At 64.4% G+C, this 17,998-nt stretch carries 20 protein-coding genes; 12 read left to right on the top strand and 8 right to left on the bottom strand.

Annotated features, from left to right (window positions below):
* Positions 1–43: 43 nt before the first annotated feature.
* A complete protein-coding gene (locus VFA60_00400) occupies positions 44–757 on the top strand; it encodes a PilZ domain-containing protein (GenBank protein ID HZQ90234.1) in 714 nt (237 codons plus the stop codon).
* Here VFA60_00400 and VFA60_00395 read toward each other — a convergent pair.
* Together VFA60_00395 and VFA60_00390 are read right to left on the bottom strand one after the other, a co-directional pair.
* Complete coding sequence (locus tag VFA60_00395; GenBank protein ID HZQ90233.1) at positions 754–1,443, bottom strand: hypothetical protein; 690 nt, start codon at positions 1,441–1,443, stop codon at positions 754–756. The genes VFA60_00400 and VFA60_00395 overlap by 4 nt on opposite strands.
* 120 nt (positions 1,444–1,563) lie before the next feature.
* A complete protein-coding gene (locus tag VFA60_00390; protein HZQ90232.1) occupies positions 1,564–2,349 on the bottom strand; it encodes an alpha/beta hydrolase in 786 nt (261 codons plus the stop codon).
* A 159-nt stretch (positions 2,350–2,508) separates the two neighbouring features.
* Here VFA60_00390 and VFA60_00385 point away from each other — a divergent pair, with 159 nt between their 5' ends.
* From VFA60_00385 to VFA60_00375, 3 genes are all read left to right on the top strand, one after another.
* Positions 2,509–2,706, top strand: a complete 198-nt coding sequence (locus VFA60_00385; GenBank protein HZQ90231.1) for a hypothetical protein — start codon at positions 2,509–2,511, stop codon at positions 2,704–2,706.
* Positions 2,707–2,834: 128 nt separating this feature from the next.
* Positions 2,835–3,038 (top strand): hypothetical protein, encoded by a 204-nt coding sequence (locus VFA60_00380; protein HZQ90230.1) that lies wholly within the window; start codon positions 2,835–2,837, stop codon positions 3,036–3,038.
* Positions 3,039–3,357: 319 nt separating this feature from the next.
* The gene (locus tag VFA60_00375) at positions 3,358–4,656 is read left to right on the top strand and encodes a hypothetical protein (GenBank protein ID HZQ90229.1); all 1,299 of its coding nucleotides are present in this window, start codon (positions 3,358–3,360) and stop codon (positions 4,654–4,656) included.
* A gap of 223 nt (positions 4,657–4,879) precedes the next feature.
* On the opposite strand, the gene thiC is transcribed toward VFA60_00375, so the two are convergent.
* Entirely contained in the window at positions 4,880–6,328 is a 1,449-nt protein-coding gene (thiC, locus tag VFA60_00370) for a phosphomethylpyrimidine synthase ThiC (GenBank protein ID HZQ90228.1), read from the bottom strand.
* Between the two features lie 341 nt (positions 6,329–6,669).
* Between thiC and VFA60_00365 the strand changes: the two genes are divergently transcribed.
* The 7 genes from VFA60_00365 (at position 6,670) to VFA60_00335 (ending at position 11,603) form a co-directional block, all read left to right on the top strand.
* Positions 6,670–8,277 (top strand): VWA domain-containing protein, encoded by a 1,608-nt coding sequence (locus VFA60_00365; protein HZQ90227.1) that lies wholly within the window; start codon positions 6,670–6,672, stop codon positions 8,275–8,277.
* A gap of 40 nt (positions 8,278–8,317) precedes the next feature.
* The gene (locus tag VFA60_00360) at positions 8,318–8,767 is read left to right on the top strand and encodes a hypothetical protein (GenBank protein ID HZQ90226.1); all 450 of its coding nucleotides are present in this window, start codon (positions 8,318–8,320) and stop codon (positions 8,765–8,767) included.
* Positions 8,768–8,883: 116 nt separating this feature from the next.
* Complete coding sequence (locus VFA60_00355; GenBank protein HZQ90225.1) at positions 8,884–9,393, top strand: cytochrome c maturation protein CcmE; 510 nt, start codon at positions 8,884–8,886, stop codon at positions 9,391–9,393.
* Positions 9,390–10,142 carry an ABC transporter ATP-binding protein gene (locus VFA60_00350; GenBank protein ID HZQ90224.1) on the top strand — a complete coding sequence of 251 codons (753 nt, stop codon included), beginning with the start codon at positions 9,390–9,392 and terminating at the stop codon, positions 10,140–10,142. The genes VFA60_00355 and VFA60_00350 overlap by 4 nt, the downstream gene beginning before the upstream one ends.
* A complete protein-coding gene (locus VFA60_00345) occupies positions 10,139–10,816 on the top strand; it encodes a heme exporter protein CcmB (protein HZQ90223.1) in 678 nt (225 codons plus the stop codon). The genes VFA60_00350 and VFA60_00345 overlap by 4 nt, the downstream gene beginning before the upstream one ends.
* The gene (gene ccsA / locus VFA60_00340) at positions 10,813–11,493 is read left to right on the top strand and encodes a cytochrome c biogenesis protein CcsA (protein ID HZQ90222.1); all 681 of its coding nucleotides are present in this window, start codon (positions 10,813–10,815) and stop codon (positions 11,491–11,493) included. The genes VFA60_00345 and ccsA overlap by 4 nt, the downstream gene beginning before the upstream one ends.
* Positions 11,490–11,603, top strand: a complete 114-nt coding sequence (locus tag VFA60_00335) for a CcmD family protein (GenBank protein ID HZQ90221.1) — start codon at positions 11,490–11,492, stop codon at positions 11,601–11,603. Before ccsA ends, VFA60_00335 begins: the two co-directional genes overlap by 4 nt.
* Before the next feature lie 108 nt (positions 11,604–11,711).
* Here VFA60_00335 and VFA60_00330 read toward each other — a convergent pair whose 3' ends face one another.
* From VFA60_00330 to VFA60_00320, 3 genes are all read right to left on the bottom strand, one after another.
* On the bottom strand, positions 11,712–12,491 hold the full coding sequence (locus VFA60_00330; GenBank protein ID HZQ90220.1) for a response regulator transcription factor: 780 nt from the start codon (positions 12,489–12,491) through the stop codon (positions 11,712–11,714).
* Positions 12,488–13,399, bottom strand: a complete 912-nt coding sequence (locus tag VFA60_00325; GenBank protein HZQ90219.1) for a HAMP domain-containing sensor histidine kinase — start codon at positions 13,397–13,399, stop codon at positions 12,488–12,490. The genes VFA60_00330 and VFA60_00325 overlap by 4 nt, the downstream gene beginning before the upstream one ends.
* A gap of 108 nt (positions 13,400–13,507) precedes the next feature.
* On the bottom strand, positions 13,508–14,392 hold the full coding sequence (locus VFA60_00320) for a fatty acid desaturase (GenBank protein HZQ90218.1): 885 nt from the start codon (positions 14,390–14,392) through the stop codon (positions 13,508–13,510).
* A 167-nt stretch (positions 14,393–14,559) separates the two neighbouring features.
* Here VFA60_00320 and VFA60_00315 point away from each other — a divergent pair, with 167 nt between their 5' ends.
* Positions 14,560–15,777: an ABC transporter permease gene (locus VFA60_00315; protein HZQ90217.1), complete on the top strand. Its 1,218-nt coding sequence runs from the start codon at positions 14,560–14,562 to the stop codon at positions 15,775–15,777.
* A gap of 12 nt (positions 15,778–15,789) precedes the next feature.
* Here the strand turns inward: VFA60_00315 and VFA60_00310 are convergent, their stop codons facing one another.
* Positions 15,790–16,662: a PilZ domain-containing protein gene (locus VFA60_00310; GenBank protein ID HZQ90216.1), complete on the bottom strand. Its 873-nt coding sequence runs from the start codon at positions 16,660–16,662 to the stop codon at positions 15,790–15,792.
* A 307-nt stretch (positions 16,663–16,969) separates the two neighbouring features.
* Positions 16,970–17,860 carry a PilZ domain-containing protein gene (locus tag VFA60_00305; protein HZQ90215.1) on the bottom strand — a complete coding sequence of 297 codons (891 nt, stop codon included), beginning with the start codon at positions 17,858–17,860 and terminating at the stop codon, positions 16,970–16,972.
* Between the last annotated feature and the right edge of the window lie 138 nt (positions 17,861–17,998).

The following is a 17,998-nucleotide window of genomic DNA, read 5'->3' as shown; positions in this document are numbered from 1 at the left end:
CCGCGCAATGGATTCCGCGCCCGGTTTGCTTTAATTTCTCACTATGACTTTGGAGTGCCTGCTGGTGGTCCGAAACCCGACTCTATTGCGGGTTTTGACTGACCACCTCGAGTCCGCAGGCATTCATCCCAACGTGTGCGCGGCTGCCGACGATGCGCTGGCGCGTCTCCAGGCGACCAAGTTTGACGCCGTCATGGTGGACTGCGTCGAGGTGGAAGACGGCGCCGAAGTCCTCCGAACCGTGCGCGCCTCCGCTCCCAACCGGCGGGCGATCGTGTTCGCCATCGTGGACGGCGAAAGCACTCCGCGCGAGCGCGCCGAAATGGGCGCGAACTTTGTCCTGGAGCGGCCCATTTCCCCTGACCTGCTCGGCCGCAGCCTGCGCGCCGCGCGCAACCTCATGCTTCAGGAGCGGCGCCGTTACTTCCGGCTTCCCGTCAGCTTCGGCGTGTCGCTGCTTTCCGGAAACAATGAGATCCGCGGCACGGTGACCAACGTCAGCAGCGGCGGCCTCGCGTTTCAGCTCGACCGGAAGATCGAGGTGGGCTGGCTGGGACAGGTGGAATTCACCGTCACCGAAATCAAGCTGAAGATGGAAGTGAAGGGCGAAGTCGTGTGGCTGAGTCCCGAGTTGCAGGGCGGCATCCGATTCACGCACATTCCTATGCGTTTGCAGAAACCATTCTTCGACTGGCTGGCCTCGAAGTCGGGCATGGACGATCCCGATCCGCGAAAGGCCGCTTCGCAATCCGGCTAGCTTTCTTCCGGAAGGTAGTAGCGCGCCGTCCGCGGCAGCTTTCCGAGGAACGTAACCAGGAACAAACTGAGCGAAACCAGCACGAACACGCCCAGGCGCGCGCGCGCCAGCGCGGTCGCATCCAGGCCCATGCGCGAGCCCAGCCGCCACATGGCCCAGCTCGCAATCTGGCAGGGAACCACGGTCCAGATGGCGACGTAAAACCACGCCTTCTCCGCGCCCTCGTTGCGCGTGGTGCGCCGCGCGCGCGGCGTCCAGTTGAGCAGCGTGGCGAGCACGACGGCGATCGCCATCGGATAGTAGAGCCAGGTGTACAGCTCCGGCAGCATCCAGCGGCCGGTGAGGTTGGCGGTCGCCAGGCCGATCAGGTTCAGCGTGTACGGGACCAGCAGATCAATCCAGGCGGCGGTGTAGCACACCACGCGATAACCGAGGTTCGGTTTGTCCATGCCGTAGTGCGTGATGTAGGGACGCGGCTCCACGCCGGGAAGCCGCCCGAGCGCGCCGCGCCACGCGCACACCGCGACAACCATGGCGAGCCAAATCCAATGCCGCCGGTCCGGGCCGTGCTGATAGAGGTCGGAGGTGAGATGACCGGGCAGGATGAAAAACACCCAGACCCAGATGGGCACGTGCAGCACACGGTAGTAGCCCTTGTTGCGCTCACGCGCCACCACTGCCTTCATTCAATCTCCCAGAGTGCCAAGTGCGCGCCGCATCCCCGTGTTCCGTGCGCGCGGAACGCGGGGCGCTTTCGCGCCCGCGAATGAACATTGTAACCAGTCGCGTCGCACGTCAGAAGGGCGCTACCCAAGCAGCTCGAGGACAGTACGCTGCACCACCGGCCATGCCTTCGATCGTGGATCGATTACATCGAAATGATCGGCGCCGGCCAATTCGATAAGCTGCGCATTTTCTCCGCGCGCGCGCTTGGCGGCGACGTAGTCCCGGCTCAAGCTGATCGGGACGACATCATCGAGCGCGGCGTGAATCAGGCGCTGAGGAACGCGGATCGAGAGCTCGAGTGGTGAAGCGGCGCGCCAATTTTCGGCCGGTGGCTCTGGCGGCGCGCCGAGAAAATTCTCGACCGCGCCCGCGCCCAGCCGCAATTCATGCGCGCGGAGCAGATCGCTCACCGGGGCGAGCGCGATTGCGCCGCGCAATGACGGCTCGCGAGCAGCCAGGCAAAGTGCGAGTTGCCCGCCGGCGGAGTGCCCCATCACCACGACGCGCCGCAAGTCGAGTGGAAACTTCCCGGCGAGCTCCGGCAAGAACTGGAACGCGCCCACGACATCGTCAAAGGCGCCGGGCCAGCCGCCGCCGGAGTGGCCCACGCGGCGATATTCGACGTTCCACGTGGAACAGCCTGCGCCAGTTAGCGCCGCGCAGAGGTGGCTGGCGTGACACAAGTCGTATTGGGCGCGCCAGAATCCGCCATGAATATTCACCACGACCGGGAACGGGCCAGTTCCCGGGGGCACGCGCAACTCACCGAATTGCAGCTCGCCAGCGCCGTAGTGCAGGCGTGTTCCAGGGGCCGGCGGCGGGAGATCGAGGATGTTCGTCATCGGCAGATTGCCGTCAGACAACATATACCCCTCCCACGGTCGCTTCTAAGGGAACCATGAGGTTGGCGGCCGAGGTCTGGCAAAGGGTAAGAACATCCCCGTGCGCATGTCCCTCTGAGATTTGAGAACGCCGTGCTCGGGATGGCAAGTCCTGAAGGCTGGAGTTGTGCTAGAGTGCGCGCGATGGATACGCGCTGGGAGTCGCGGATCGGGAGCCTGGTGGCTGCCGCCGGCGTTGTCTGGTCGGTGAAGATCGCGACGCAAGGTTTCACCGGCCTCTCCAGTCTCGTGCCTCCTACCGGCGGCCCGCTGGAGACGTGCGCGCTGGGCATCGTGCTCTGGCTGCACGCCAAGTGGCGGACTTCGGTCCGGCCGCGGTAATTCGCGTACAGCGCGAAGCACAGCGTAGAACGCTAAGGCAGCCTAATGGCGCTACGGCGACGTGGGTCCGCATTCTAGGTGTTTGGCCCGATTCTGCGGCGCGCGCGCGAAGCCGAGAATCCCGGGACATGACCTCGGCCATTCAGAAATTTCTCGACGCCCACAACCGGTACCAGGCACTTGACGCGCTTCGCTTCGACTGCCGCGGTCCGCGGCAGCGCGAAATGGTGCACATTGAAATCCTGCGCGCATACCTGGAAGTGCAGTACCGGGCGCGGGTGATCGCCGGCCTGCAATATGCCGACGGGATGGACTTCGCGGAAACCAACTAGGCGCCGCGGCGCCTCAGTCGTCCGGTGTTTGGGCGCGGGACGAGGTCCACGTTTCGCGTTTCACGCTTCACAAAAAGTCAAAAGCAGTCGTGGTGCTGCCGTGACCGAGAAGGTTTGAACGGCTGCGGTCGCAAGGTTGGCGATTTGGTTGTGCCGGCAGCGCGGACGAGGGCGTCCGCTCCACTCAGGTCAGAGGCCACCCTCACAGGTCGATTTGCGTCTAAAATCGGTGTTACGCCACCCTGCCGGGCGCGCCACCGCCGGCTTTTCGTCTTGACTCCGCTGCGAATTTCGCGCGGACGGAGAGGAAAACGCGCTCATGCCGGTTGCCCGCATCATCGCCGATCATCCCAACGACGCCGAATCCGTTTCCGAATACCTTGCCAACCGCGGTTACACCGTGGAAGTTGTTCCGCCGGGCGCGATGGGCTCGATGGATGCTGAGCTGGAACTGCGTGTGGAACGCTGCGCTGTTGATGCGGCAATGGCGCGCGTGGCAGCGCAGGCGGACGACGTGGCCCGCTTTGCCGCGCCGGGTGTTTTTGGCGGCGCGCTACCCTACGTTAGCGGTCAAGAGCGGACCTCGGAACATGGGGCACCCGCGGAAGACCCGGCTGAACCGGCGCCGGCCGAGAGCCGCGATCCGCGCATGCAGACAGCGCCGACTCCGCTGAGGTTTCCGGAGCGGACCGAACTTTCAGAACGGTCGGCCAGTGGTCTGCGCAGGTTGTTCGGCAGCATGGCCGGCGTGCTGACCGATGCCGCAAGCGCGGCGGGTGATGCGCTGCGGAGCGGCGCGCGCGCTGCCAACGGACAGATTGAGGCGCTCAACCGTTCACTGGCGAAGCGGAGGGAACGTCAACACGAGCTGCACGCGCAGCGGCTGCGCCGCGCCCAGCAGCAAGCGGCCCACGAGCGGGCACGGCGGGAGCGCCAGCGCGCCGAGGCCCTGCGGCAGCAGCAGGGTTCGGCGCTGCCCAGGTCCGTCCTGGTGACGCCGGGGATGGAAATCGCGCAGATCGTCGCGGAGGCGCAGAAAGCGCCGCCCGAAGGAGCGGAGGCGGCGCACGCACCCGGAATCGCCCACCCTCCGCCAACAGAAGGCGGAAGGGTGGGGCACCCACCGTCAAGGCGCGCGGGCGCCGGCGAAGCTGCTCCGAAGAAGAGGGCGGGATATGCGGCGCGAGGGCCGGATCGGCGCTTGTCGCCACGACGTCCGCGGAGGCCCCTGCCGCGCAGATGGCGCACGGCGTTTGCGACGGCTGCCGTATCGGCGCTGGTGCTGATGGTGGGATGGGCCATGGCCGCCAGCGGCGGGCCGCCCGCCGCGGCGCCAACGGACTCGACCATGAAGCAGGCCATGCCGTTCGGTCCGGTGACGCTGCTTCCGGACGGTTCCGGAACGAAGTCCGCTGCACCGCGTTCCGTCACGGCCCCGGCGCCGCGGTCACACACGCAAAAGCCGGCGGCGAGCACCGCTGCTCCCGCACGCCGTGTCTCGCGCGACGCCGGCGTTGCCGATGACGAGGTCATCATTCATCGCTACGAAAAGACGCGGCCGAGCGGAGAGCAGTCAGCCACGCGGCGAGAGCCGAAGCGGTATTCGGATTTGCAGTAAGCAGTCTCCTGAAGCGCAGTGGTGCGGGCAGGGATCCTTCGACTCCGCAAAAGCCCGGCAATCGCCGGGCTGTTTTGCTTCGCTCAGGATGACAGCTTCGATGAACGGCAGCGGTGGTGCGCTGGTGGGCGAGGGCGCCCGCCGCTCCATCGCGCAGCTTCGGCTTGCGCGGAAATGCCCGGCCGCGGGCGGCCAGGCTCCATCGCAGGAATCTGCTCGATCTCTACTTTGCTGTCAGCTTGACCAGCAGGTCGGAGTAGTCCTTCTTCTCCAGGCCGTGCACCTGCTTGTTGTACTCGTCCACCTTTGCCGAATAATTCATGGAGCAGAATTTCGGGCCGCACATGGAGCAGAACGCCGTCTCTTTGTAGTAGTCGTCGGGAAGCGTTTCGTCGTGCATGGCGCGGGCGGTTTCCGGATCGAGCGAGAGCTCGAACTGCTTGTTCCAGTCGAATTTGTAGCGGGCGAAGCTGATGGCGTCGTCGCGATCGCGAGAGCCGGGGCGATGGCGGGCCACGTCGGCGGCGTGGGCGGCGATCTTGTAGGCGATGATGCCGTCCTTCACATCTTTTTCGTTGGGAAGACCGAGGTGCTCTTTGGGCGTGACGTAGCAGAGCATGGCGGCGCCGTGCCAGCCGATGAGCGCCGCGCCGATGGCGCTGGTGATGTGGTCGTAGCCGGGCGCGATGTCGGTGACCAGCGGCCCGAGCGTGTAGAAGGGCGCTTCGTGGCACCACTTCACTTCTTCGTCCACCTGCTCCTTGATTTTGTCGAGCGGAACGTGGCCGGGGCCCTCGATCATGACCTGCACGTCGCGCTCCCAAGCTTTCTTCGTGAGCTCGCCGAGAGTGCGGAGTTCGGCGAACTGCGCTTCGTCGCTGGCGTCGGCGATGCAGCCGGGGCGGAGGCCGTCGCCGAGCGAGTAGGCAACGTCGTAGCGGGCGAGGAGCCTGGTGACGTCGTCGAAGCGTTCGTAAAGGAAATTTTGGCGATGGTGATGTGCCATCCACTGAGCGAGGATCGCGCCGCCGCGGCTGACGATGCCGGTGATGCGCTTGGACACCATCGGCAGATACTGAATGAGCACGCCGGCGTGGATGGTCATGTAGTCCACGCCCTGCTCGGCCTGCTCGTGGATCACTTCGAGCATGAGGTCGGCGCTGAGGTCCTCGATGCGCTTGACGCGCGAGACCGCTTCGTAAATCGGTACCGTTCCGACCGGAACAGGCGAGTGGCGAATGATGGCTTCGCGGATGCGATGGATGTCGCCGCCGGTGGAGAGGTCCATCACGGTGTCGGCGCCGTAGTGGACAGCCGTGTGCAATTTGCGAAGTTCCTCGTCGATTTCGCTGGTAACCGCCGAGTTGCCGATGTTGGCATTGATCTTGCATTTTGAGGCGACGCCGATGGCCATCGGCTCCAGCTCGGGATGATTGATGTTGGCCGGGATGATCATGCGGCCGCGGGCGACTTCATCGCGCACCAGTTCGGGAGCGAGCTGCTCGCGCTCGGCCACGTACATCATTTCTTCCGTGACCACGCCCTGGCGGGCGTAGTGCATCTGCGAGAAGTTTCCGTCTGTGTTCTGGTCGCGGCGCCGCGCAATCCATTCAGCGCGCGGCTGAGGGACAGCGCTTGCATTTTGGGGAGTGGTGCCGACGGTCGTGGCCATGTCAGGGTCTCCGTGAAGCTCGGTTCAAACAGAAAATTATACGCTGCCGGGGAATGCGACTCGTATCACGCGGCGGCTTGCTTGCGAGCACGCGTAAGCTCGACTCGATGGCGATTTGCGCGTAAGCTGCCGGTCGGCGACGCCCTCAGCGGGCAACGGTCAGCCGTTTGTGATGTTGGAGGATGGAAATGCGACATTGCGCGAATGCCGCAACGCCAGCGTGTGTGAGTTTGTGGCTTGTTTTCTGCCTGGCAAGCTGTCCGTGCATTGGCCAGGCCAGCCAGCCGGCAGCCGGCGGACAATCCGCGGTGGAATCGCTTCCGCCGGGAACGCCCGGAGCCGTGCTGCGCACCGCGACCGGGCTTGTGCTGATTGACGCGGTTGTAACGGAAAACGGAAAACCAGTGACCGGGTTGCAGGCGGCGCAGTTCAAGGTGCTGGAAAACGGAAAACCGCAGAACATCCGCGTCTTTCAGGCGCAGGAATACGCTCCCCCCGAGCCAGGCGCGGCGGCGGTGGCGCGGCGCAATTTGCCGCCGGGAGTGTTCACCAATTTCGCGCCGCCGGTGAACCGGCCACCGACGATTCTGCTGCTCGATCTGCTGAACACGCCGCTGGCAGACCAGAACCGGGCCAAGCAGGACGTCTTGAAATACCTGAAAACCGTTCAACAGGACCAGCAGGTATGCATCTATCTGCTCGCGAACCACGCAACGCTGGTGCAGGACTTTACGAGCGATCCGAGGATCCTGACCGCGGCGATCGATCGCATCATCGCGCAGCCCGCGGCGCTTGCCAGCGACGAAGACAGCGGCCGGCCGAGTCCCAGCGCTGACGGAGCCTACTTCGCGGAAGTGCCGCGGGTCGCGCAGGCCATTCAGGATGCGTTCGCGTTCAGCGAGACCGAGCGCCGCCGCATGGGGATGCTGAATACGTTCGCCGCGCTTCGGCAGATCGCTGCGCATGCCGCGGCGTATCCGGGGCGCAAGAACCTGCTCTGGCTGTCGGGATTCTTTCCGCTGTCGTATGACCCGGCCAACGGTCCGAGCTATACGCGTGCGGTTGAATACTATGGAGACGTGCTGGTGAGGACCGCGGCGCTGCTGGCGGCGGATCAGATCGCCGTCTATCCGATCGACGCACGCGGCCTGGTGGCGCTGCCCAGAAACGACCTGGCGAATGCGTGGACCACGCGCACAAGTGGAGCGCAGACCACGCAGGCGGAAAGGGTCGCCAACGATCCGTTCCGGTCGGCGTCACAGCCTGATTCGCACTTGGCGATGGAGCAGGTGGCGGAGGAGACCGGAGGCCGCGCTTATTACAACCGGAACGAGATCGACCGCGCGATTGGACTCAGCGTCGCCGACGGCTCCAACTACTACACCCTCGGCTACTACCCCGACAGTAAGGAATGGGACGGCAAGTACCGCAAGATCGAGGTGAAGGTGGACCGCAAGGGCGCGAAGGTGCGCGCGCGCAAGGGCTACTTTGCCTACGACCCGGCGCGCCTGGTGCAGGCGGCGCAGGAGGTCAGCAAGCGCGAGTTCGTGGAAGCGATGTCGTTCGGCTCGAGCGACGTGAGCACGGTGACGTTTGCGGTGAGGGTGACACCGTCGGCCGGTGCACCGCTGCGGGTGGACTATGGCGTGAACCCGCATACGCTCACCTTTGTCGCCAAGGGCGACGGCGGGCAGGCCGCCAGCGTGGACTTCGTAGTCCAGGCCTTTACTCCGGCGGGGAAGCTGGTAAACAACGTGGCGGAAACGTATAACGTGGCTGTCAAACCTAAGGTTTTCTCGCAACTGATGGCCGGGCGCTTCGAGTTTAGCCAGAACCTGCAACTGGCGCCGGGGAAGTATGTTCTGAAAATCGGGGTTCGCGACAATCGCTCCGGGCTGCTCGGCACGGTGACCGGGACTGCCGAGATTCCGGCGCGGTCCGGCAACTGAGCGGAACCCGGCGTGCCGCGGGCGCCGCGGGGAGGACTCGATGCGCAAGGTGAACTTCGGCAGGGTACTCACAGGCGCGCTGCTGTGGTGGCTGGTGGTCATGGTGCTGGGTGTTCCAGCATGGATGTTCTACGGCCAGGAGTGGCAAATGGCGGTGGCCGGCATCAGCAGATTTCCGATTCCCAATACCGAGTTTGTAGTTGTGTTCAACGTGGGCGTCTTCGCGCTAGGCGTGGTCACGATGTGGTTGTATGCGTCGATGAGATCGTTCCACGGCCCCGGCCCGAAAACCGCCGCGATGGCCGGCCTCGCTGTGTGGTTCTGCCTGAGCGTGGCCGACATCTTTTGGGCTGAGCTGCGATTCATGCCGCGCAGGCTGGTTGGCGAATCGATCGCGGTGTACCTGGTGGCGATCGTGGCGGCAACCATGGCCGGCGCGTGGCAGTACCGCGACGCCGCCGGCGCGGACTCATTGCGCGGCGGCGGCTGACTGAGCTGGCGTCGCCTGTTCTCGGGCCGTGACTGTCGTCACAGCGCCGCTTTGCGACCTCTGCCAGAATGGGGTTCACTTGACCCTTGATGAGGGCGAGCATAGGCTTTTGACAGATGGCGAACACGCAATCCAAGTACGTTCGTTTCGGCGCGGCGATCGGTGTGATCGTGCTGGCGCTGGCGTATTTGGCCTGGACCGGCGTCGAGCAAAGTAAGAGCTATTACGTGACAATCGCGGAACTGCGCGGCATGGGCGACAGCGCTTACAGCAAGCGGCTGCGCGTGGCCGGCAACGTGGCCCCGGGCTCGATCAAGCGCCGCGGCACGCACCTGGAGTTCAACCTGGTGGAGCAGGGACACGTGCTGCAGGTTGAGTACACCGGCGCCGAGGCCCCGCCGGACACGTTCAAGGACGATTCGCAGGCGCTGGCTGACGGCAGCTTCGGCCGCGACGGCGTGTTCCACGCCAAGCAGATCCAGGCGAAGTGCGCATCGAAGTACGCGCCGCAGGATGGCAGCAAGCCGGGGGCGCAGCCGGCTGCGCCGAAGTCCGAGGCGAAACCGGCCGCGACGGCGAGCGCGAGCGCGCCTGCGAATTCGCCATCCGCACCCAGCACGCAGTGAGCACATCGGACTATTCCACGCGCAAGCAAGCGTGCGACGCCACGCCGGCCGTCGAGCTTTCGGCGGTGAGCAAAGTATTCGGCCCCTCCGTCGCGTTGCGCGACGCGACAGCCGACTTCGCGCAAGGGAAGCTGCATGTCATCGTCGGGGAAAATGGGGCGGGGAAGAGCACGCTGTTGCGCATCATCGCCGGGTTGATGAAGCCCACGCGAGGACGCGTGGCCGTGTTCGGCAGCGCCGACCTGCGCGAGATGGCCGAGCGCATCGGGTATATGCCGCACGCGCCGCTGCTTTACGACCAACTCAGCGGGCTGGAGAACCTGCGCTACACCGCCTGCCTGTACGGAATTGACGATGAGCGCCGCTGCCACGATGTGATCGAAGCGGTGCAACTCGATCCCAAGCTGCGGCGCCGCGTAGGTCAGTACTCGCAGGGAATGCGGCAACGGTTGTCGCTGGCGCGCGCGATCGTTCACGATCCGGCGCTACTGCTGCTCGACGAACCGTTTTCGAACGTGGACCCAGGATCGGCGCAGCACATGGTGGACGCGCTTGCCACGCTGCGCGACGCCGGACGCACGGTGGTCCTGATCACGCACCAGCCGGCGCTGCTGGATGGCGTGGCCGACAACTACGTCAGCATGGAAGCCGGGCGCATTACCGACCAGGGGGGCAGCGCTCCGGCCCGAAGCGCGCAGTTTACCTCCACCGTATCGCTGCGCATGGAGTGGAGGAGCGACGACTTGTGAGCGCCCTGCTCACGATCACGCGCGCCAGCCTCGCCAAGGACCTCCGGCTCGAGTGGCGCTCCAAAGACGCCATCAACTCGATGATCTTCTTCGGGCTGCTGGTGGTGGTCATCTTCAGCTTCGCCTTCGATCCCACAGCGGAAGAGTCGCGCAAAATCGCGGGCGGTCTGATCTGGACGTCGTTTCTGTTTGCGTCGGTCGTGGCGCTGAACCAGACCTGGGCGCGCGAGATGCACAACCAGGTGCTCGATGGATTCAGGGCGTCGCCGGCGCCGGCGAATGCGCTGTTTTTGGCAAAAGCTGCGGGCAACTTTCTCTTCGTGGTCTTGCTGGAAGCGGTGATGGCGCCGCTGTTCATCGTGTTCTACAACCTGCGCTCGGTGGGGCCGCCGGAGCAGCTCATCGCCATTGCGATGATGGGAACGTGGGCGCTGGTGGTGAACGGGACGTTTTTCGCCGCGCTCTCGCTGCGGACGCGAAGCCGCGAGGTCATGCTGCCGCTGCTGCTGTTTCCGATTTCGCTGCCGGCGATCCTGGGCATGGTTTCGGCCACCACGCTGGTGCTGACCGGCGACGGGTCGGCGCGCTTCTGGATAGAACTGCTCGGGGTCTACGACGTGGTGTTTACCACGGTGTGTCTGCTGCTGTTTGAGACTGTGCTCAACGCAGAATGAAAAACAAAACCACGATCTTCGCCGTGCTCACGCTGGCACTGCTCTCCTGGGGGCTGTACCAGGGGTTGGAGGTGGCGCCGACCGAGAGCACGATGGGCGACGTGCAGCGCATCTTCTATTACCACTTCGGCTCGGCGATGACGGCCTTCGCCTGCTTCTTCGCCAACTTCATCGCGTCGCTCGTGTACCTGGCCAGGCGCGACGGCAAAAGCGATGCGGTGGCGGCGGCGTCGGCGGAGGTCGGCGTGGTGTTCTGCACCACGGTGCTGATCCAGGGGATGCTGTGGGCGAAGCCTGTGTGGGGCATCTGGTGGACGTGGGACGCGCGCCTTACGACAACGCTGGTGATGTGGCTCATCTACATCAGCTATCTGGTGCTGCGCCGGTTCTCGACAAGCGGACAGGCGCCGCTGATGGCGGCGGTGCTGGCCGTCTTCGGGTTCGTGGACGTGCCGCTGGTGTACGTGTCGAACCGCATTTTCCGCACGCAGCATCCACAGCCGGTGATCGGCGGCGGCGAGGGCTCGGGGCTCGATCCCTCGATGTGGCCGCCGGTACTGTGGAACTGGCTGGCGTTTACGTGTTTTGCCCTGCTGCTGATCGCGCTGCGGTATCAACTGGAGCGCGCGCGGCAGCGGTTGGACGAACAAACCGTTGAGGGGGCGGCGGCGCGATGAAGTTCCTCTATGCGGCTTACATTCTGACGTGGGTGGTCCACATCGGGTATCTGTTGAGCCTGGGGCAGCGGGTGAAGCGGTTGCGCGAGGAGTTCGAGGAAAAGAAGTAGCCGTGGCCCCCGAGTTCGCGGATGCGGGCAGGGATCGTCCGACTTCACAAGATCAGTCCGGCTTGGCCGGGCTAATTTGCTTCGCTCAGGATGACATCAGAATCGAAGCTAAGCGCGCCAGCGGCTGAGGCGCGCTTTCTTTTCCTCGGCGGCGGGCTCCAGGATGAACTTGTATCCGACGCCGCGCACGGTGAGCAGATGCCGAGGGCGCGCGGGTTCGCGCTCGATGTAGCGGCGCAGGCGCACGATGAAATTGTCGATGGCGCGGGTGTCGGTGTCTTCGCGCAGCCCCCACACATCCTCCAATAAAGATCGGCGGGAGACGACCTGGCCGTTGTTGCGGATCAGGTGGCGGAGCAGGTCAGCCTCCATCATGGTGAGGTGGATGGTGCGCCCGGCGGCGCGAAGTTCGAGTGAGCGGAAATCGACCGTCTTACCGTTGAAGGAAACTACGTCGTTGGCGGGGGCCGCTTCGCGGTTCTCGGAGGCGGCCGGCCGCGGCGCGTGATTGCGCGTCCAATCGCTGCGGCGCAGCAGGCCGTGGATGCGCGCCATCAGGATGGCGAGCTCGAAGGGCTTGGGCAGATAGTCGTCGGCGCCGGACTCGAATCCCTTCAGCACGTCTTCCGGACGGCCGCGCGCCGTCAGCATCAGCACCGGGAGATACTGGTTCGCGCGTCGCAATTCGGTCACGACCTGGAAGCCGTCGATGCCGGGGAGCATCACGTCGAGGACGACGGCGTCGTACGGGTTCGCATGCGACAGTAATTTTTCCAGCGCCGCTTCGCCGGTGGAAACTACTTCGGCCGAGTGGCCTTCGGCTTCGAGATTGAAGCGCAGGCCGTCGGCGAGGTGCGCCTCGTCCTCCACAATGAGCAGGCGGCTCATGCGGCGCGGACCCGTGGCAGGCGGATGGTGACGGTCGCGCCCTGGCCTTCGCCGGCGCTTTCGGCGAGCACGTCGCCGCCATGGCGGCGCGTGATGCTGCGGACGATGAACAAACCGAGCCCGGTGCCTTTCACTTCTCCCACGGCGCGATTGCGGACGCGGTAGAAGCGCTTGAAGATGCGGCGCAGCTCTCCGCGCGGGATGCCAATGCCGCGATCGGTAACGCGAACCGCGACTGTCTTCTCATCGGGCTCGAAGACCTCGACGGCCACGCTGACCTTGCCGCCCGAGTACTTGATGGCGTTGTCGAGTACGTTGCCGATGGCGGTGCGCAGCTCGTCGGGATCGCCCAGGACGGCAGGACGATGTCCGTTGGAAGGCGCCACGGCGTAGCGCAACGCCTCCGAAGGCAGGTTGTAGCGCGTGCGCGCCAGGTCGAGGCACTGCTGCACCAGCTCGGAAAACTCCAATTCCACCGGATGCGATGGTCCGCGCTTCTGCCCCGCCTCGCCGGCCTTCAAGACCTGTTCGACCGTGCCGAGCAGGCGGTCGGTGTCGTCGCGCATGATGCCGTAGAACTGGCGCCGCTGCCGGTCATCGAGCGAGCGCGATTCCAGAGTTTCCAGGTACAGGCGGATGGAGGCGATGGGCGTCTTCAGTTCGTGGGTGACCGCGTTGATGAAGCTGTCGTGCTGCTCGTTGCGGCGGATTTCGCGCACCAGGAAGATGGTGTTGAGAATCAGGCCGGCGATGATGATGGCGAAGAAAATCGCGCCCAGGATCAGGGTGCCGATCTCATGCAGGTTGCGGATGATCCAGCTGACATTGAGCGCCACCGCGACGCCCACAAGAATGGCGCCGAGAATGATGAAGAACACGATCGTGCCGCGGCGGCTGGAGATGCGCATGCCGCAGTGATTTTATCGCTGCGATTCGGCGCTCGGCTACATCGTCCTCGCAAAACGAAGACCCGGCCGAGGGCGGCCGGGCCCCATGCTTATTTCAGTTGACGAAGGTCATGCGGAGATCAGTTCGGGGCCGGACGTCGAAGAGGGTTGTTGCTCAGCGGCGCGCTCGGGAAGGTGCGCGACCTTGATCTTCTTCGCCAGGCCGAAGAGGCGCAGGAACTGGATTCCGTACCAGTTGATGTCGAACTCCCACCAGGCCAGACCGTGGCGGGCGGAACCGGGGTGCGCGTGATGGTTGTTATGCCAGCCTTCGCCAAAGGTCATTATGGCGATCAGGAAGTTGTTGGTGGAGTCGTCGCGCGTGGCGAAGCGACGCGTGCCCCACATGTGCGTGGCCGAATTTACCAGCCAGGTGCAGTGCAAACCAACCACCACGCGAAGGAACACGCCCCACAGAAGCAACGACCAGCCGCCCACCGCCAGCAGAACGATGCCGAGCAGCGCAATCGGCAGCCAGTGATATTGCGAAATCCAGAGATGAAATTTGTCTTTGGCGAGGTCAGGGGTGTAGCGGGCCAGTTCGCGGCGATTGTGGTGCTGGCTCTCGCCCATCAGGATCCAGCCCATGTGGGCCCACCAGGCGCCGTCGCGCGGCGAGTGCGGATCGCCTTCCTTGTCGGAATTCTGATGATGAATGCGGTGCGTTGCCACCCAGAAGATGGGCCCTCCTTCGAGGGCCAGCGTGGCGCAGATGGTGAGGAAATATTCGACCCACTTCGGCGTCTGATATCCGCGATGGGTGAGCAGCCGGTGGTATCCCATGCCGATGCCGAGACTGCCGGCGACGTACCACAGGGCGACTGAGACGAACAGGGCCTTCCAGCTGAACATGAACAGCGCCAGCACGGCGCCGCCGTGAAACAGGGCCATGATGGTGGTGGTTAGAAAATTGACCTTCGGGTTGCAGGGGTGAGCGGCAGCCATGGAGCTCATGAGCAGGTTGGTTGTCCTCAGTACGACCTTTGAAGTTAACAGGCACAAAGCGAGGCGAATGTAATACTTGTGTAATTGCGAGCAGGGAAGCCGAGTGCGCAACAGGGCCCCGGGCGCGGTGTTCTAAGAAGTGCGGCGTGTCCGTCGTGGGATAATGGCCGCCAGTCATGTTGCTGTTCTCTCTGCTGCGCGAAGGCGTCCGCTTCCTGCAGCGCAATAAGACGCGGAGCACGCTGACGGTGCTGGGCATCACCATCGGCATCGCGGCGGTGATCTGCGTGGTAGCGATCGGCAATGCCGGCTCGGCACAGATACAGAACCAGTTGGAGAACCTGGGCGACAACCTTGTCTGGATCGAAGCCGGCGGGCGCGCCCCCAACGGTGTTCGTACCGGGACGCATGGCACCAAAACTCTGCTGGTGAGCGACGCGGAAGCCATCGCCCGGCAGACCAACCTGGTGAAGGCTGTCTCGCCGCAGTCCGACGGGCGCACGCAGGTGGTGTTTGGCGGCAACAACTGGAACACGCAGTATCGCGGTGAGGGCCCGGCGTATCTGGAGATCAAGCGCTGGAGCATCGCATCCGGCGCTAACTTCACCGACGATGACGTGACGCGCGCGGCGAATGTGTGCGTGATCGGGCACACGATCCAGCAGCAGTTGTTCGGCGTGCAGAATCCGATCGGCGCGACCCTCCGGGTGGGCACGATCCCGTGCCAGGTCATCGGAACGCTGGCGGCGAAGGGTTATTCGTCGTTCGGACAGGACCAGGACGACTTCATCCTGATGCCGTACACCACGGTGATGAAGAAGCTGAACGGCAACAGCTGGCTCGACGACATCATGTGCTCGGCCGTATCGCGAGAGATGGTCCCGATTGCGACCGAACAATTAGCGGTTCTGCTGCGAGAGCGCCACCGCATTCAGCCAGGCCAAGACGACGACTTCAACATCCGCAAGCCCGAAGAAGTTGTGCAGGCGCAGCTTGACGCCAGCCGCACGTTCACTTTCCTGCTGGTTGGGATCGCTTCGGTGTCGCTGCTGGTGGGCGGTATCGGGATCATGAATGTGATGCTGGTGTCAGTCACCGAGCGTACTCGTGAGATCGGCATTCGCCTGGCGGTCGGCGCCACGGAGTGGAACGTGCAGGCGCAATTCCTGGGCGAGGCGGTGCTGCTCAGCCTGTTCGGCGGGGCACTGGGCGTGGCCGTGGGATTCTTTGGATCGCTGGGGATCGGCCGCGCTCTGGATTGGCCAATGATGATTCCGCCCAGCGCGATCGCGGTCGCGGTGCTGTTTTCCGTCTTCGTGGGAGTGTTCTTCGGATACTACCCGGCGCGTCGGGCGGCGCAACTGGACCCGATCGAAGCGCTCAGGTTCGAATAGGGCCAACCGCGATTAGTCAGGACCATTGATCAGGGCGTTGAGGAATTCCTCGCGGGTGAGCAGTCCCTTCTTCTCCAGCAGGCGCAGCAAGACCTCGACGTCGCGGCGGACGGCGGGGGGCGCCGGCTGGCCTATCGGATCAGGAGGAGGTGGCGGGTCGAGGGGCTTGCCACTCAGCTGGGCAACATAGTTGACCAGCAGCTTCCATTCCTCCGGGTCGACGTCGGTGAAGCCGATGCCCATACCCATGCTCTGGTGGCTGGTGCAGACCACACCTTTAAGGTGGATCGGCCCGCTCGGTGAACGCAGCGTGATGGTGAGCAGCGTATCCACCGGGAGGGGAGAGAGGGTCTCGGCGTAGCAACCACCCAGGCTGATGTCGGTGATCCGGAGCCTCGACGTGACCAGCGCATTGCCGCTGCGCAGTTCGAGGTCGGCGGAACAGGGATAGCGCGCATAGCGGCGCCGATTCTGGGTGAGCGCGTTGTGCTCGGCGCCGGGCATGGCTGCCGCCGCCTGCTCCTTGATCGAAGGCTGGTTCTGCAGCGCGGTTGACCAGATGCACTTGCTCTCATCGAGCGAGTGGACGCCGATTTCGCCGGCGCTGTTGGTAGCAGGGTCTCCCAGCCAGACCACGCGAAAACGCGCCTTCTGGTCTTCGTACTGGATGCCGATCACTTCGCCGCTCTTGACCGGATTGACGCCCTTCAGGCGCGCGCCCAGCGGGCTGATCTCGATGGTTTCGGCCATGGTGGTGAACGGCTTGTTGTTCACGTCCATGCCCCAGACACGCACCGCCAGCTGCATGCTGACGCGCATCTCGCGCAAGTATTTGTTGCGGATCTCGTCGAAAGCCGCCTGGGAGATGTCAGCCGGATTGCCCACGGGGCGCGATGTTAGCACGCTTTGGCGGGTTAGGAAGCCCAGAAACTCAATTGGTTTCTACGGCTTGGCACAGGTCACGGACACGCGCCGGATGCAAACTTATTCAGGCGACTCGTTCCTTAGCGTCCATGGGGCGAAGGGCCCGGCGCGGCCTCGCCGCGGGGAATCGGGGCAGCCGGAGCCAGGCTTCCAGAAGCAAAGAGCAACACGATCAGGGCGAATTCCAGGGCGCGAACGAAACAGTGATCAACCAGGCGGCGGCCATGCTTGCCCGTCTCCTGAATCGAGCGTTCGGTTGCGGCGGCGTTCAGGTCGTTGACGTTGAGCGGGAGCCGTTTCCCAGCTCGCGCAGGAATTCCTCGCGAGTACAGAGTCCTTTCTTTTCCAGCAGGCGCAGCAAGGCTTCCACGTTCGCCTGGGAGTTCGCCGCCGGTGTTGCGCCGGCTCCGTTGGCCGGGCCGGACGGCGCTTCGGGCGGCTTTCCGCTGAGCTGGGCAACGTAGTCGGCGAGCAGCTTCCACTGTTCCGGCGCGATGTCGGTGAAGCCAATGCCCATTCCCATCGAGGGGTGCGACGTGCGCACGTTGCCGCGGATGTCGATCACGGCTTGCGGCGTGCGCAACGTGAGGAACACGGGCGTATCGAGCGGCAGCGGAGACATGGTTTCAACGTAGCAGCCGCCGAGGCTGATGTCACTGAGGCGGAACCTGGTGCTCATGGCGGCAGTTCCGCTCCTCAGCTCGACCTCGGCATTGCACGGGTAGCGCACGTAGCGCCGCCGGTTCGGCGTGAGGGACTTCTGTTCAGCCAGGGGCACGGCGGCGGCGGCCTGCGCCTTGGCCGAAGGCGGCGATTGCAGCGCATTGGACCAGATGCACTTGCTCTCATCGAGCGAGCGGACGCCGATTTCGCCGGAGCTCTGTGTAGTGGCGTCGCCCAGCCAGACTACGCGGAAGCGCGCCTTCTGGTCCTCGTACTGAATTCCGATCACTTCGCCGTTCTTCACCGGGGTGACGCCACGCAGCCGAGCGCCGAGCGCGCTGATCTCCATGGTTTCGGCCGAGACGGCGAACGGCTTGCCGTTCGCGTCCATGCCCCAGACACGAATCGGCAGTTGCAGGCTCACCCGCAGTTCGCGCAGGAACTGGTTGCGGATTTCGTCCAGCGCGGTTGGCGAAATGTGAAGGGTATCGAGCACAGGCCGGCCCGTAGGCGCCTTTGCACGTCCAAAGCCAAGTTGGGTAGCGCCTGGTGTTCTCGCATCAGTGTGATTGAGCTCCACGGGTTAGCGGTAAAGGTTCAATTCGCGCCGCCCTCCCTCACCCACCTGCGGGTG

The organism is Terriglobales bacterium (assembly GCA_035651995.1).
GTDB lineage: Bacteria > Acidobacteriota > Terriglobia > Terriglobales > Acidobacteriaceae > DASRER01.
Note: the sequence above shows the minus strand (reverse complement) of the source record. Positions and strands in the feature narration are given on the sequence as shown.

Coding starts and splice junctions, on each gene's coding strand:
- VFA60_00400 (HZQ90234.1), top strand. CDS start 44: ATGACTTTGGAGTGCCTGCTGGTGGTCCGAAACCCGACTCTATTGCGG.
- VFA60_00395 (HZQ90233.1), bottom strand. CDS start 1,443: ATGAAGGCAGTGGTGGCGCGTGAGCGCAACAAGGGCTACTACCGTGTG.
- VFA60_00390 (HZQ90232.1), bottom strand. CDS start 2,349: ATGTTGTCTGACGGCAATCTGCCGATGACGAACATCCTCGATCTCCCG.
- VFA60_00385 (HZQ90231.1), top strand. CDS start 2,509: ATGGATACGCGCTGGGAGTCGCGGATCGGGAGCCTGGTGGCTGCCGCC.
- VFA60_00380 (HZQ90230.1), top strand. CDS start 2,835: ATGACCTCGGCCATTCAGAAATTTCTCGACGCCCACAACCGGTACCAG.
- VFA60_00375 (HZQ90229.1), top strand. CDS start 3,358: ATGCCGGTTGCCCGCATCATCGCCGATCATCCCAACGACGCCGAATCC.
- thiC (HZQ90228.1), bottom strand. CDS start 6,328: ATGGCCACGACCGTCGGCACCACTCCCCAAAATGCAAGCGCTGTCCCT.
- VFA60_00360 (HZQ90226.1), top strand. CDS start 8,318: ATGCGCAAGGTGAACTTCGGCAGGGTACTCACAGGCGCGCTGCTGTGG.
- VFA60_00355 (HZQ90225.1), top strand. CDS start 8,884: ATGGCGAACACGCAATCCAAGTACGTTCGTTTCGGCGCGGCGATCGGT.
- ccsA (HZQ90222.1), top strand. CDS start 10,813: ATGAAAAACAAAACCACGATCTTCGCCGTGCTCACGCTGGCACTGCTC.
- VFA60_00335 (HZQ90221.1), top strand. CDS start 11,490: ATGAAGTTCCTCTATGCGGCTTACATTCTGACGTGGGTGGTCCACATC.
- VFA60_00330 (HZQ90220.1), bottom strand. CDS start 12,491: ATGAGCCGCCTGCTCATTGTGGAGGACGAGGCGCACCTCGCCGACGGC.
- VFA60_00325 (HZQ90219.1), bottom strand. CDS start 13,399: ATGCGCATCTCCAGCCGCCGCGGCACGATCGTGTTCTTCATCATTCTC.
- VFA60_00320 (HZQ90218.1), bottom strand. CDS start 14,392: ATGAGCTCCATGGCTGCCGCTCACCCCTGCAACCCGAAGGTCAATTTT.
- VFA60_00315 (HZQ90217.1), top strand. CDS start 14,560: ATGTTGCTGTTCTCTCTGCTGCGCGAAGGCGTCCGCTTCCTGCAGCGC.